Genomic DNA, 14,500 nt, shown 5'->3' with positions numbered 1-14,500 from the left:
ACCGCAATCCCACTGGCTTTAGACGTTTATATCAATTATATGAGAACATTTAAGGGAGAGCCTGATGGCTCTCCCTTATTGATAGGTCCTGCTTCCTTCGAGTATTGGGAATTCCGCCAGAAACCATGCCCCCTTTTCCATCCTATTTCCCGCACTTAGTGTTCCGTGATGAGCCTTTATGATATCATAAGCCATATTGAGTCCAATTCCGTATCCGGCTTTCGTAAATGATCCCCGATGGAACCTTTCGAATAGATGCGGCAACTCTTCGGCCGAGATTCCAGTCCCCTCATCCTCGATTCTGAGCTTCACCGTTGTACCCTTTTCTTTCAGACAGACAAATATCTTTCCGTTCATATTGGTATGTTCAACAGCATTTTTCATAATGTTAAGTAGTGCCTGTGAGATCCAATAAGAATCTCCCACGTAGGCAACCGTAGTTTCCAGATTAGCGACAATGGATACCTGTCTTTCTTTTGCCAGCGGGTCTAGATAATTAGTTGATTTGATTCCTTAGCATCCTCTGATTGAAGGCTTATAGTCATCTGCAACTGGTCCAAGCGTATCTGTAGAGCTAAGGTTTTTACTTAGTTTTTATGATACCAGGATCAAAAGGTCCTGCGTTTCATGTTTGCATGAAAAAGCATGACCTTGTGACCCGAACAAACATGTTCATCATTTTTATTATAATTGAGAAACCTTTCAGTTCCCTTTCAGTTAAATTACAAGATTGAAAGGCAAATAAAGGAGAAGGGGCTGTCGCATTGTTCTCAAAACAGCAATTCCTGCTGCTCCATCACCTCAATCTGTGATACTACCATGGTCTCAGGATCATCTCCCCGGATATGATCGCCTTTCAGGTATTCTGTACCGTTTCTCAGAGAGGCTGAAATCAGATTCAGAACATAGATATTGTCAAACCGGTTATAGATAGACTCTCCGCCAAGTCCGCTCAGACAGATGAGCTGGGTATTCGTCTTTTCTGCCATCTCCATCAGTGGTTTCAGCAGATGGGAGGCATTCGTCTGAGCAAATGGATTATCCATAATCAGAACTTTTCCCTCATTTTTATCTGCAAAAATATCGGTGTCATCCTTTCGCATATAGTACATCAGACTGGTCAGGATCACAAAAGCCGAGAGGAACCCCTCACCGCCTGAATTGCGGGCAACTTCCGCCCAGGTGATCGGATACTCTCGCTGTGCTTCGATTTTATACAGTTTGATCTGAATATTCCCCACACCGATCACCGCATCGTACAGATTCTTGGTTGTGATATGGGTTCCGAAATACTCTTGGGCATTTTCATTTTTCTCGAACAGTTCAATTCCTTTTTTCGTAATCTCATCGATGAAATCCTGCAGACGCATCTGGTAGAGGTTTTCATTCTCCTCCCAAGCGGGAACCTGAATCTTGAGCATCTTAATCGGGCGGTTTCGGATTATGATCGTAGAGTTGTGATCGATTTTTCCCAAATTTTGGTGCACTTCTTTGAGATAATCCTCCATCAGCTCCACAATCTTTTTCTTCTCTTTCTCCACGAGGGAGATATCTACTTCCAGCTTCTCCATCAGACTGTCGTAGGACTGTAGTGTGGTGGCAAGTTGTTTCAGTACGGAAGATGCGTCCTCCGATAACTCCAGCATGGACTCCAGCGGCTTCTTATAGAAATCATCCTGGAACTGGTCCATGCGGACAATTCGATTTAAGACATGAACCATCCTTTCCTTCGCCTCCTGTCCGTCACGGATGTGCTGATTATAATCACGAATCAGAATGCCCTTAAAGGTTCGCAGGGCACGGCTATCCATCGCGGAAAAGTTCTGCTCCCACACAACCTCATTCTGGAGGGGAAGATCATGATACTCTGCCAGTGCGGTCAGGTTCTCATCATAGCTCTGCAGACGACTTTTCAGGCTATTCTCCTGCTTTTGAATCTCAGTTTTCTGATATAGGAGTTTATTCCTTCTGGCATCAAAGTCCTGATCCGAAATCTCTGCCTTCGAAAGAGCATGATCTTCACCACATTCACTTTTGATCCGCTTCAACCGGTCCTCTTTCTGCTGAATCAGGACGGCAATCTGTTTGTCCTCCTCATTCCAGAGCATATTCTTGACATTCAGCTTCTTTCTGACGTCCTCCAGAAGAATCTCTCTGTGAGATTCCCCTTTCCGGTCGTAACGTATGTCTCGCCATTCCTCTGAATTCAGATGATATTTCCCACTCAGATGAGTCAGCTCATCCAGCGCCTCTTCATAACGCCGGGACGCTTTCTGCTCCTGTGCTTCCAGATCCTGAAGTTCCTGTGACATACTGGAAGTGATGGCACCATAGCGTGCCTCCATTTCAGCGAAATCCTGCCCTGACAGATCCGCTTCCACCCTGGAATATCGCGCATATATCTGGAATTTGTCACTCAGATCATGTGCTTCTCTCTCCAGCTGGTCAATTTTTGTCTCCAGATCTCTCTGACGTTCTGTCTGGCGGTCAAGCTGACCCCTGGAGGATCTTTGATTTTCTTTCTTTTCTGAAATGTCACTGCTGCATCTCTCCAGTGCCTGTCGATTCTGTTCATAGATTTGATAGGCTTCACATAGCTGTATATAGTCTTCCATCCGCCGCTTCTGATGAAAGATCCTCTGCTCTGACTTCTGGATCTCCTTTTCCAGGCGGTCACGTTCTGTTTTCAGTTCTGCTAGTTCTGATGATGTCTTTTTGGCTTTCTCATCCAGTTGTTTCAGCTGCATGCCAAGTTCCCCGACCGCCTCTTTATTTTTCTCGAGTTTTTCTTTCGTCACTTCCTGGTTTTTGATACTCTCGCGGCGTTCAAAGTATTCTTCATACTCCGACTGTCGGATCGCTGCCGCTTCTTTCTTTCTCTGGATCTGCTGCTCCTTCTCTTGCACCAGAACACGGAGTTTTTTCTCATTCAGTAGATTTTCATTGAACAGTACATAGAAACTGACATCCGGATATTCCACAATTCCGGACTGCATTTGCCCTGACTTTTCTTCCAGATCCTCTCGCACCATGATCGGAATCGGGAAGGAAGTGAAGACAGTCTTCGGATTCCCGGACAGCTTTTCCATCTCCCTTTGGGAAAGAATCAGGGCATATGGAAGAAAGGGATGACTTTCTACCAGCTTCCGGTTCTCTTTTTCTGTGTATCCGTTTTTCTTCAGCCATTCCATGCCATAGACGACATGGATGTCCATCTTGTGAAGTTCCGTCTCGAATTCTTTTGGAAGCTCGAGGACCTTCCCCTGTGTTAGACTCTGATACTCTTTTTGGAGGGTGTCTTCCTCTTTTTCCAGGTTCCTCCGCAATGCCGCAATCTCCATTAGTTTTCTCTCAGAAGTCTTAAGAATCCTAACGGTATCAAAAAGAGAGTTTTCATCCATCTCCAGATAAGTCATGATAACCTTACGTTTTTCAAGTTCCCGGTCATACTTGTCTTTTTGTTTTTCCTGCTGCTCTTTCTTGAGCTGCTTTTGAATCTTTTCTCTCTCAAGATCCGACAGAGACCGTTCCAGACTTCTCTGGTCATTCTTTGAACCCTCAATCTGCTTTTTCATCTGCAGGCGCCGCCGGGTCTCCTCATCCAGCTCTTTTTGATATGATTTTTTTCGTATCTCCATCGTTCCCGGTTCATAGGTGCCGAGAATATTGCGGGTAAGACTTTCCCCGTAACTGTTGTTGTAGCGATCCTCCTGAGTGCTATAGGACTCCACTTTGCTCTGAAGTGACCCCTCTTTGGCCATCTTCTGACGGATCTCTTCTTCTAATTTCGATATCTTTTCTTTCTCTGTACCGATACGCTCCATTACCTGACGATGAAGTTCTTTCTTGTCTTTTCCCTGCTCCTTGTTTTCGTCCAGCGCACGTTCATAATAACATTTCAACTGATACCCAAGACGGTTTCTCTCCGGTTTCAGGTCCTCATCCTTCTGCCGGGAAACTTCCAGTTTCTGCCGAAGCAGCAGAAGATCGCGTTCTTCCTCTTTCGTCAATTCCTGTTGTTTCGCACACAGGAGAAGATGAAGATATCTTTCTGTCTTTTCTACCTCTTGTTCGAGCTCTTCCTGCTCCATCTCGATCATCAGACGATTGCTGACGTGAAAACTCTGGTCATCTTCCAGCTGATGAACCTCACTGGAAAGCTTTTCGTATTGGACATGGGAGATCGCCTGCTCTACCTCTTCGCTCTGCCGCAGGGACTCCTGATAACTGCCACTGGTTTCTTCCCGGAGTTCGGATAGCTTCTCTATAAAATGAGCAATCTTGTTTTCCTGGTGTCTCTTCTTATCTCCGGTCTTCTGGCAGAGCTGGGCCTTCTCTGTTATCTGTCCGGATTCTTCCTTAAACGCACGAATGGTGTCTCTGCGTTTTATCTTGCTCTGATTATCTTTATATTGCCCGACATACTTTTCTACGATTTTCTGAAATTCCTGCATTCGGTTCTTATCTTTATTGAGCTTACTCTCGATCGCGTCCAGGAACCACTTGTCCACGAGGCCGCGTTCGTCTTTGCAGTCGGCAAAGAGGTTGGAAAGACCGGATTCTTCCAGATTAATCTTCCGTATGATGGTCTCCCATTCCTTATTGTCGATCTGGTATTCCTTTAGTTTATCAAAGTACTGCCTCGACTGCGCGGAATTGTTCATATCATAATAGAAGAAGTTTACGGAGCTGTCTTTCTTATAAGATTCAAACAACTGCCTGCAAGCCATAAAGTTCTTGAGTACCATCGTCTTCTTCCCTTTTTCTACGACAGGAAGATGATGCATATCCTGCATACAGGGCTGCTGATATTCACTGATGATATTGATCATCTCCAGATTACTGCCATTCGTGTTCTCAACATCCTGGGTACGCCTTACCATCATCCCGGTGAGCACATAGCCGGCTCCTTGATCCAGAACCCACTCCACCAGAATAAAGGAAGGCTTGTTCGTCGTAAAATAACTGTCAAACGGACGGTCCTTCGCGTCGCGATATCTCTTATGTACAAATGGTGCCATCAGCATCTGCACCAGTACTGATTTCCCGCCGCCATTTCGAAGAGAGGCGAGCGTACTCTCCCCATTCAGATGAAAGGCCTCATCGCTGATCCGGATTGCATTGTTGTTGTAATTGACATTGATCATGCGAAAGCCGTTGATCTTACTCATCTTCTGCCACCCCCAGTACCTGCATAACTCTCTGGTAATTGTTTTGATTCAACAGATTCCAGTCCATAAAGTTATCGAGTTTCTTGGTTGTCTTGATCATCTCATCCTGCTCCACGTATTCGATCAGTCCCTGTTTCTGCAGAAAAATCAGGATATAATGAAGGAACCCCTCCTTCGTTGTCCGGGCACGGGATCCTCTCTCATCGGATCGCAGTGCCTCATAGGCTTCAAGCATATCGGAAAACGCAATATTCTCTCGCTCTTCTCCTTCTTCTCCCAGGTTTTCTGTTCCTTCTTTTAACCGTGTAGAGATACAGTTTTGTAATTCTCCCACACGGATATATTCTCTCGTCTTACTGCTGCTTCCCTGCCCGTCAAAGAATTCCACGAGAAGGGTAAGAATCACAAACTGGGAGAGATAATAATCTTTGTCAGTCGCATTCGACTTACACAGAACCGCCTTCAGCTGTGCCTTTGAGAAGCCAAGAATATTGTTATCTTCGTGAGGAATCAGGTAGATCACATTACCATAACGTTCAATACTGGAAAGGGCCGCTTTTCCCTGTGATTTCACCAGATTCTGTACCGGTTCTTCTTCCGTATAGGCCTTATATAGAAGATTCTCGTCCTCCTCTCGCAGTTCATGATGTTCCAACAGATAATAAAAGATCTCCTGGCTCGTCTTGATTTCATCTATTTCGTATGCCATTTTAAAAATCCCTTCTACATCACCCGGATGATCACATCCGAGCAGCGAATTGCTTTTCTCTCACCGTTTTCACTTAATACATCGGAAAATGTAACATAGCTGTTATCCAAGGTTTTGGACGTCACAATCCGGCGAACTGCACTTCCATCCGGCAGGGTGATCTTCTTTCGCGGCTCATCCAGGATCAGTTTCAGCAGCATACTGTTGAGCTGAAACTCTTTTTTTCTGTCCTGGAGATTCTCTCTTCTCTCCCGCTCTAAGGCATCTATATCAATCACATCGTTCTTGATCATTTCCACCATGATCTCCTTGAAGATCTCTACATTGGGAATCAGTCTGTCTTGCCCGGCCGGGTTCTCCGATATCTGATCACAGATCTTAGACAGTGAAACTTCACCGGTTACACATGCTTTTTCTAACAGGAAGGAAAGGCTGTTCTCATACTTTTTCAGTTTTTCATCCAGCTTTTTTTCCTGCTCTTTCTGCCACGCCTCTTCATCAAAATCCAGGTCTTCCTGCGTGTCTTCTTCTGTATGTTTTCTGGCCGGCTTCTGATATTGGAATGCTTTATTCAGATTATACACCTTCCCGGGATCTTTGTTGAACAGCGGGCGCAGGAAGAGATCGATCCGTTCCAATGCTTCCGGCTGTTCCAGAACTTTGTCATACAGCTCCCTCCGCATCGGAAACCGCCGGATGAGTGACATCTGTGTCAGATCTTCCAGTTCTTTCGTGTACAGTGCTTTCAGATCAAAATGATTGTTGAGTATCTTCTGGTGCTCATCGATTGCCCGGTTCAGGTAGCTTTCTATCACACGGAGGTTGTTGAGATTCTCCTCGTCTTTCTTGCCAAGGCGCCTGACATTGATGTTTTCATTCTCAAGTTCTCTTGCCCGGTTTCTCACCAGTTCCCGGTAATTCTGGAACTTCTCCTGGGTGTCCCCGATTGTCTCGAGATTCTCATTTAACACATCTTCGTAATCACGAACCGAGTAATTCAGTGCATTTCTCCGGATCTTACTCATTGCCTCCTGAATCTTCTGCAGCTGAATCCGCAGCAAATTGAAAACATTTTTTATTTCATCTACCGCCTTGTCGTAGCTCTGCTTCTCGAGATGCATCTGAAAGATCATCTCATGAATCGTCAATTTCATGTTATTCTCAATTTCCAGAGTCCCGAGAAGAAGATTATAACCGTCATCAGTCAGATAATATGAGGTTCGTTTCACTTCCAGATCTACATAGACAATCTTATTCGCTACATAGCTGATGTTCATCGTCTGATAGGTATTCTCTTCAAAGTTGAAACCATCAAACTGCATGATTCGGCCATCATTAGACAGGATGACATTGACGATAAAATCGCCCAGCTGCCGGCAGTCCTCATAGTTCATGCCCTTATGCCAGTACTGGACATTAATTGTGTCAATATAGGCACCGATATCATCCATCGTGCAATTATCTTCCCGAAGTGATTGTTCCATAATATAAAGCATCACCGCAAAGATCAGATTCAACTGTTCATCCGATGTCATATATCCATACTGCCTCCACGTGGTCTTTTGGATACTGTTCTGAATCAACACCGCATACAAGCCTACGTTCTTCATCCGTTTGGGAAAATGCTTTAAAAATTCATGCTGCATAGTCTTCTGTCCTCTTTAGAAATCTGTAATATTCAATATTTCCTGGGGAATATACTTCCCAAGCTCCAGGATTTTCTTCATCTTTTTGACATCTGCTTCTCCAAAATACGAGAAGAACAGATCCCTGATATTCCGGTTCTGTCTTTCTTTTGTATCCGGCAGACACGTCAGCATCTGTTTCTCATCCCCAGAATTCGCTGCTGTCTTCGCCTTCTGCATCATTGCCAAATAAGCAGGTATAAAAGGCCGGATCCCCCATCTCTCCTGAAACATCTCCGCAAGATTCTCATAGATTCCAATCCCTTCATAATCCAGATCTCCGAAATAAAGCATCATATTCCTGCTGTCTTTCATATAAGGCTCTACGCATAGATCAAAATCTCGAAAAGAGCGGAGAACTCCTTTCCCCGCCCCATAGATCAGAGTGTCAATTCTGGCGCCAAGTATGGTATCCTTTCCCGCAAGCAGATGCCTCCGCATGCTGTAATATGGATCTTTATTCTCCAGAATCAACAGGTTCTGAGGAGTATTCCTGGTATGCGAATAGTAAGCCAGAGGCTCCGTCGTACCGTAAACATTCAACAATTTCAGGTCAATACCACATCTCTGTAAGATATGTTTCCCGCAGCCACGTGTCAAGAACTTCTCATGACCCCAGATCTCAAAGCTTCTTTCATTCTCTGACTCCTGAACATCCAGCAGCTTTGAACTGTCTTTCAGATAATCATTGAGCATCAGCACCCATTGCCTGTCTTTCTCATAGACATCCTGATGAGAAAGATAATAATCCACAGAAATCATGGGAAGAAGTTTGAATTTCAACTCATCTTCCAGTGCGCTGTAATCCTTCTTCTTCTCTAAAATCCAGTATTCACGATAGAGGGCAGGTTTTTTTCCATTGGTTCCTGAAGCCTTCAGCGGTTTTATCTTAGCATTTTCCAAAAGGGACATGATATAATCATACTGTTCAGGATAGGTTTTGTGCTTCTGATGCTTCAGCAGATGTTCAAGTGTTATTCGTTTCATAATCTATCATCAATTCCTTCTACGTCACCAGTTGTCGTATGTCAGCTTATTCTGACTCAGTCTATTTGCAAAGCAAGGGGTTTTACGACACTATCTGATAATTGGCAATTCTCTCTCCTCTTTCTTGCAACAGCAACTTATGGGGGAAATCCGTGTATTGTGTGATAAACTTATTATAGATGATTCCAAGAAGATAGTAAACCAAAACCTTCCTGTTTCTTATCGGACAGTAAAAGCTCTTAAAAAATTTCATCAATATTATTCACTAATACTAATTTATTCTAAACCTCCAATTAAGAACAAATAAAGCCAGAACAGCAGTCTATTAATCTGACTGCCATTCTGGCTTTATTTAACTTTGCGGCTGCATTTTGACCGTAATAATTTATTTTAAGCTTTCACACGTTTCTTTTCTTCTACCTTATGAAGCCATGAAACCATTAGCGGACAGAGAATCGCTGTCACAATAATAGCCGCTGTAATCTGTGCGGTCGCCGCTTCCGCGACAACCAAAAGAGACCCATCTACTGCTGCCACCGCCGCAGGTGTGGCTGCTGCATTTCCCGCTGTAGTACCGATACCTGCAGCAACTTCGGGATGATCCATCCTCAAAAGCTTATACACAAGGTAACCACCAAGTCCCGTAATCAGCGTACTGGCCACTCCTAAAATAATTCCGGGAGCCCCTGCCTTTAACAGATTCATGATATTTAGTCCTGCCCCCAGAGGGAAAGCAAAGAATGGAATCAACATGGATGCCCCGGGCTCACAGAATTTGCGGATATCATCATCCAGATTCCCCAGTATACATCCCAAGATCACAGGAATAATACATCCCAGAAGCATCGTTACTGGGATTTTCGCGATACCGGCAGCTCCCAGAGCAACCATCGTGAAGAACGGGCCATCATTAATAGACAGGATTGATACAGCACCTACATCTGTCGCATCCCCGTATTCACCTGCCAGTGCGGCATATAAGCCTCCATTGGAATTCGCTATAGCCGCAACAATTGCCAGAGTGGAAAGACCAAGAAAGCCCTTATCTCCAAATATTTTTCCACATAGCAGCCCGACTAAGATACCGAGTCCGACTTTTACAGCTGTGATTACAACCCCTTTATAGATCGTGACACCGGCACTTTTAAAATTAATGGATGTGGCATTACAGAATATAAATGCAGCCAGAATGGGCATAGCGCCATCTTTCCATAAGTAAGTAGTAAAGGTTCCATCAAACATCCCCCAGATTTTTCCACCGGAAATGGTATTGATAATCGCTCCCAGAAGCAGAGGTACGATCATCAGCCCTCCGGGGATCTTCTTTATCGTCTGTAGAATCTTCATAAGCAAATTTCCTCCTTGTGTATTATCACATCTTTGATTTTATCAGTCTTAATATATTGTCGGCTGTATATGCAAGATTCTCTTTGCTGTATTTTCTGCTGACCGAAAAATCCTGAGGCAGCCGGTTAATCGGAAAAACAGCTGTAACTCCCATATCATAGACTTCCCTGATTTCATTGTCATCTGCTCCGCCTACGACTGCAATTACATGTTTCTTTTGTTTCTTAGCCCTTCCGGCGATTCCAATCACAACTTTTCCTCTTAGGCTCTGTGAATCCAATTTACCTTCACCCGTAATGATATAATCGACATCTAAAATCAAGTCGTCAAAATTAACCGTATCCAGGACAGTCTGAATTCCCATCTGCAGTTCGGCACTCCAAAATGCAATCATTCCCGCACCCATGGCTCCTGCTGCCCCTGATCCCGGAAACTGGCTGATATCCTTCCCTATTGTTTTCTCTATTACCCCGGCAAGATTTACGAGTCCCTGATCCAGTTCGGACACCATCTTTTCATCGGCACCTTTCTGAGGGCCAAAAATATAAGCCGCACCCGCGGGGCCATACATCGGATTGTCAATGTCACACATCGCAACAATCTCTACATTTTTAAGAGCCTGATTCATTCCGGAAAGGTCTATGCTCTTAATATCAGACAGAGTTCCTCCAACCGGCACAAACTCTCTTTGATCTGCGTCAAAAAACTTCGCCCCGCAGGCGGCAGCAGCACCGCAGGCACCATCGTTGGTACTGGAACCCCCGAGACCTACAATTATTTTTTTAACTCCCCGCCTGGCTGCCGCCATCATTAACTGTCCGACACCATAGGTAGTCGTACGACTGGGATCTTCTCTTCCCTCAACCAGAGGAAGACCCGCACATGAGGCCATCTCAATCACAGCTGTCTGTCCGTTCTCGATCAGCCCGTAATAGGAATCCATATCTTCAAAATAAGGATTTTTAACTTTCTTGGAAATCTTTTCTCCGCCGACAGCTGTAATGAATGCATCCACTGAGCCTTCACCGCCATCCGCAACGGGAATCGAAACAATTTCACTTCCGGGAAAATGTTTCTCAATCCTTCCGGTGACAATCTCACAAATCTGAGTTGAACTTAGTGTTCCCTTAAAGGAATCCGGAATTAATACGAATTTCATGCATAGCCTCCCCTCATTTTCACTCTTTTACAATTACAGATACCCCATCTGGAATAACCGTTACCTGATAGTCATCTTTTGAAACAATCGATTTAGCTTTTTCCATAGCCTCTTCCATACTGTGTGCCGGAATCATATGAAGATCATCAACCAGCTGGTCATCACAGGATGAAACATAGATAACCGTTGCTTTTAGCAGAAGTCTTGCAAAAATCTGAGACTGCCACTGATCAACAATCGTCTCCTCAGGCTTTCTGTCAAGGAAGGTCTGCATCATGCGGTTTAGATCCCTCTCATCGCGGAATGTCTCGTGAAATGACTTTCCACCATCTCCATCCTCGGCCTTCGACAGCATAATAATCACTCCGCCTTTTTTTACCGTTGCCTCTGCAGCGGTCATTCCTTTCACAGACTGATACATATTCTGGTCCAGCGGGTATCCGCCGTTCGTCGAGATCACAATATCAGCAGGGACCGCATCTACTTGGCACTTGGAAACAAGAAATTCACGTCCCTGTATATGTGCAAGGTCACAGTCGCCGGCCACCGCATAGATCGGATCATGTTTTGAATCAATCACAACATTGATAATAAAGTCCAGTCTTGCCGCTCTCGCCGCATACAACATATCTTTGTGTATCGGATTTCCTTCGATAACACCTGTTCTGGCATGCGGATCTGCTATAAAACCGGAATTATGGTTGTACATCACAGTTTCACGGCTTGCAACCCCGGGAAGCACACTCTTTCTTCCGCCTGAAAATCCGGCAAAGAAATGCGGCTCAATAAATCCCTCCGCCACAAGCAGGTCTGCCTCTGCAGCCAGTCTGTTTAAGATGATATTTCCACCGGACGGGAGTTTTCCGATATAAACCATGTTATCCTTGTCATCACAATCATGAACAATAATCTTTTCATGGTCAACAATATCGGAACCATATTTCGATCTCAATTCATCTTTTGTTGTCCCTCTGTGCAGTCCTGTGGAAACCAAAATGGTGATATCCGCATCCGGATTTTCTTTTCTGATCTCCGCAAGAAGCAGTGGCATAATAATATGACTCGGAACCGGTCTGGTATGGTCCGATGAAATGACCACAATCTTCTTCTTTCCCTCCGCCATATCACAGAGTCTGGGTGTACCGATCGGATGTTCCAATGCATCCTGTACAAGCTCGGCACCACTCTCAGATGCTTGATAGCTGTGAAGTTCTGACTGCAGAACCCCTGCCAGATGATCCTCTTCTATCTCCGCTTTCAATGTTCCCTTTCCATAGGGTAATAAAAATTCTTTCATCACATACTCCTCCTGTCTTTCATCTTCTCTCACACATCAATTCATAGTGTGCCCGTTTTCTTCCAGTGAAATACACACAAACCGGCTACATCTTTCCCTGATCAGGGCAGGCAGCTTTGTTCGTTATTCACTTTTGAAACACTTTTATCCTTTCACTTATAATCATAAAGAAATGCCCTTTACTTTTCAACTCTTTCCGTATATAATATGTTTAATTTTGAAACAATCCGGAGGAATATATGGACAAAAAAATTAAAATATTGGGAATCGCTCCTTATGAAGGACTCGCAGCCCTGATGAGACAATATGAAGAGCAGAGACAGGATATAAAATTAACCGCTATGTTTGGAAACATGGAAAAAGGCGTGTCTATTGCACAAGAATATTTTATGGAATACGATCTGATTATCTCGAGGGCGAATACTGCCGCTATGATTTCTAATGCTGTGCCGATTCCGGTGACTGATATTAAAATTGATTATTATGATGTCCTCAGGTGTATCAAAATGGCAGAGCAGACCCATACCCGTTTTGCATTTATCGGGTTTCATTCCCTTACTGACATCGCGCAGACTTTATGCGATCTGCTCCAAACCCCGATTGACATTTTCTCTATCAGTACTTCGTCAGAAGCCACTGTGCTCCTGGATAAGTTGAAAAAGCTGGACTATGAAACTGTAATCTGCGATACTGTTCCCTATGATTATGCAAAAATGATTGGAATCACACCGATACTTTTGACCTCCAGTATGGAAAGTCTGAAAACTTCTGTTGATCATGCAATAGACGAATATGAAAGGAATTTTGAGATAAACCAAAACGCAAAGCTTATGAGGCACGTGTTAAAAAACAGCAGTAGTGATTACCTTGTCTTGGATAGGAATGATCAATGCCTCTTCTCAACTTTTGAACCTGGTCAAACTTCTTTGATCTGTAAAAAATTGTCAGACGAGTCGGAACTTTCTCCTCAGACTGCCAACCATTCTTTTTTCATCCGTATAGAAAATCAGATGTATTTTGTACAATCCACTTTATCCGGTGATAGCTCACACTCGTATATCATCTTTCAGCTTACATCATCCAAAATCCCCCTGACGTACTCCAAATATGGTATTACCATCATGGACAAAAAAGAGGCCAAAGATCATTTCACCAACAGTTTTTACAGCAACACAAAAATGGGCCGGGAAATTATAGAAGATGCAAAGGCAGCCGGAGACTCAGATACAGGAATCATGATTACCGGAGAAACTGGTACCGGAAAAGACAGAGCTGCCTTCCTTTATTACTCGATGAGTGATTTTCGAGATCATCCACTCTATGTTATAAACTGCTCATTTATTAATGACAGAAGCTGGAACTTTATCATCAATCATTATCAGTCACCGCTTACGGACAACGGCAACACAATCTACATCTCCAATATCGATCGCTTATCGGAAGAACGGCAGAAGAAGCTTCTCTCTGTGATCTTAGATTCGAATGTACACGTGCGCAACCATCTGATTTTTTCTTGTACCCAGTCCGCCGGCGATGGGGTGATGCATACCGCCATACGATATATCAATGCTATGGACCTTATCGTAATTCCCATGAAGCCTATGCGCGAGAGAAAATACGATATTGCTTCCTCTGCCGGGCTTTATATTAATACCCTGGATCGAACACTGGGAAAACAGGTCGTCGGACTGGAAAATGAGGCCATAAAACTACTTGAAACTTATGATTATCCCTATAACTATACACAGTTCAAACGCATCATAAAGGAGGCAGTGTTAAAGACAGATACTCCATACATAAAAGCAGAAACGATCAGGGAATTGTTGAAAGAGGAATCCGGCCTTGTTTTGTCTTCTCCTTATGCTTTCAGACATAAGAAAACCTCCCCCTCTCCCGCTGAAAATGACGCTGTTTCTCCTGAGAACAGTTTCACCCTGAATTTAAATCAAAATCTGAATGCCATCAATAAAGACATTGTGCAGCATGTTCTTCATACCTGTGACGGCAATCAGACAGCCGCCGCCAAAAGGCTCGGAATCAGCCGGACAACGTTATGGAGATACATGAACAACAAATAAGTCAGCTTTTCTTTTTATAGATGACAAAGGAATATACCGTTAGTACGGTTCCAGTTGTTACGCAAAT

At 44.0% G+C, this 14,500-nt stretch carries 9 protein-coding genes; 1 reads left to right on the top strand and 8 read right to left on the bottom strand.

Going from position 1 to position 14,500, the window contains the following annotated elements:
• Positions 1 to 75: 75 nt before the first annotated feature.
• The 8 genes from INP51_RS04080 to larA form a co-directional block, all read right to left on the bottom strand.
• Entirely contained in the window at positions 76 to 426 is a 351-nt protein-coding gene (locus INP51_RS04080; RefSeq protein WP_268885818.1) for a sensor histidine kinase, read from the bottom strand.
• Positions 427 to 770: 344 nt separating this feature from the next.
• Positions 771 to 5,171, bottom strand: coding sequence for a coiled-coil domain-containing protein (locus INP51_RS04075; protein WP_193736454.1), 4,401 nt, complete (start codon positions 5,169 to 5,171; stop codon positions 771 to 773).
• Complete coding sequence (locus tag INP51_RS04070; protein WP_193736453.1) at positions 5,164 to 5,880, bottom strand: DUF6063 family protein; 717 nt, start codon at positions 5,878 to 5,880, stop codon at positions 5,164 to 5,166. The genes INP51_RS04075 and INP51_RS04070 overlap by 8 nt, the downstream gene beginning before the upstream one ends.
• Before the next feature lie 14 nt (positions 5,881 to 5,894).
• Positions 5,895 to 7,526 (bottom strand): hypothetical protein, encoded by a 1,632-nt coding sequence (locus tag INP51_RS04065; protein WP_193736452.1) that lies wholly within the window; start codon positions 7,524 to 7,526, stop codon positions 5,895 to 5,897.
• A gap of 15 nt (positions 7,527 to 7,541) precedes the next feature.
• On the bottom strand, positions 7,542 to 8,552 hold the full coding sequence (locus INP51_RS04060; protein WP_193736451.1) for a hypothetical protein: 1,011 nt from the start codon (positions 8,550 to 8,552) through the stop codon (positions 7,542 to 7,544).
• A gap of 390 nt (positions 8,553 to 8,942) precedes the next feature.
• A complete protein-coding gene (locus INP51_RS04055; RefSeq protein ID WP_193736450.1) occupies positions 8,943 to 9,899 on the bottom strand; it encodes a 2-keto-3-deoxygluconate permease in 957 nt (318 codons plus the stop codon).
• 25 nt (positions 9,900 to 9,924) lie between these two features.
• The gene (locus INP51_RS04050; RefSeq protein WP_193736449.1) at positions 9,925 to 11,058 is read right to left on the bottom strand and encodes a glycerate kinase family protein; all 1,134 of its coding nucleotides are present in this window, start codon (positions 11,056 to 11,058) and stop codon (positions 9,925 to 9,927) included.
• A gap of 19 nt (positions 11,059 to 11,077) precedes the next feature.
• Entirely contained in the window at positions 11,078 to 12,355 is a 1,278-nt protein-coding gene (gene larA, locus INP51_RS04045) for a nickel-dependent lactate racemase (RefSeq protein ID WP_193736448.1), read from the bottom strand.
• Positions 12,356 to 12,594: 239 nt separating this feature from the next.
• Here larA and INP51_RS04040 point away from each other — a divergent pair, with 239 nt between their 5' ends.
• Entirely contained in the window at positions 12,595 to 14,433 is a 1,839-nt protein-coding gene (locus INP51_RS04040) for a sigma-54-dependent transcriptional regulator (RefSeq protein ID WP_193736447.1), read from the top strand.
• Positions 14,434 to 14,500 lie beyond the last annotated feature (67 nt).

Origin of the sequence: Blautia liquoris, assembly GCF_015159595.1 — a bacterium.
In the GTDB taxonomy this organism is placed as follows: domain Bacteria; phylum Bacillota; class Clostridia; order Lachnospirales; family Lachnospiraceae; genus Novisyntrophococcus; species Novisyntrophococcus liquoris.
Note: the sequence above shows the minus strand (reverse complement) of the source record. Positions and strands in the feature narration are given on the sequence as shown.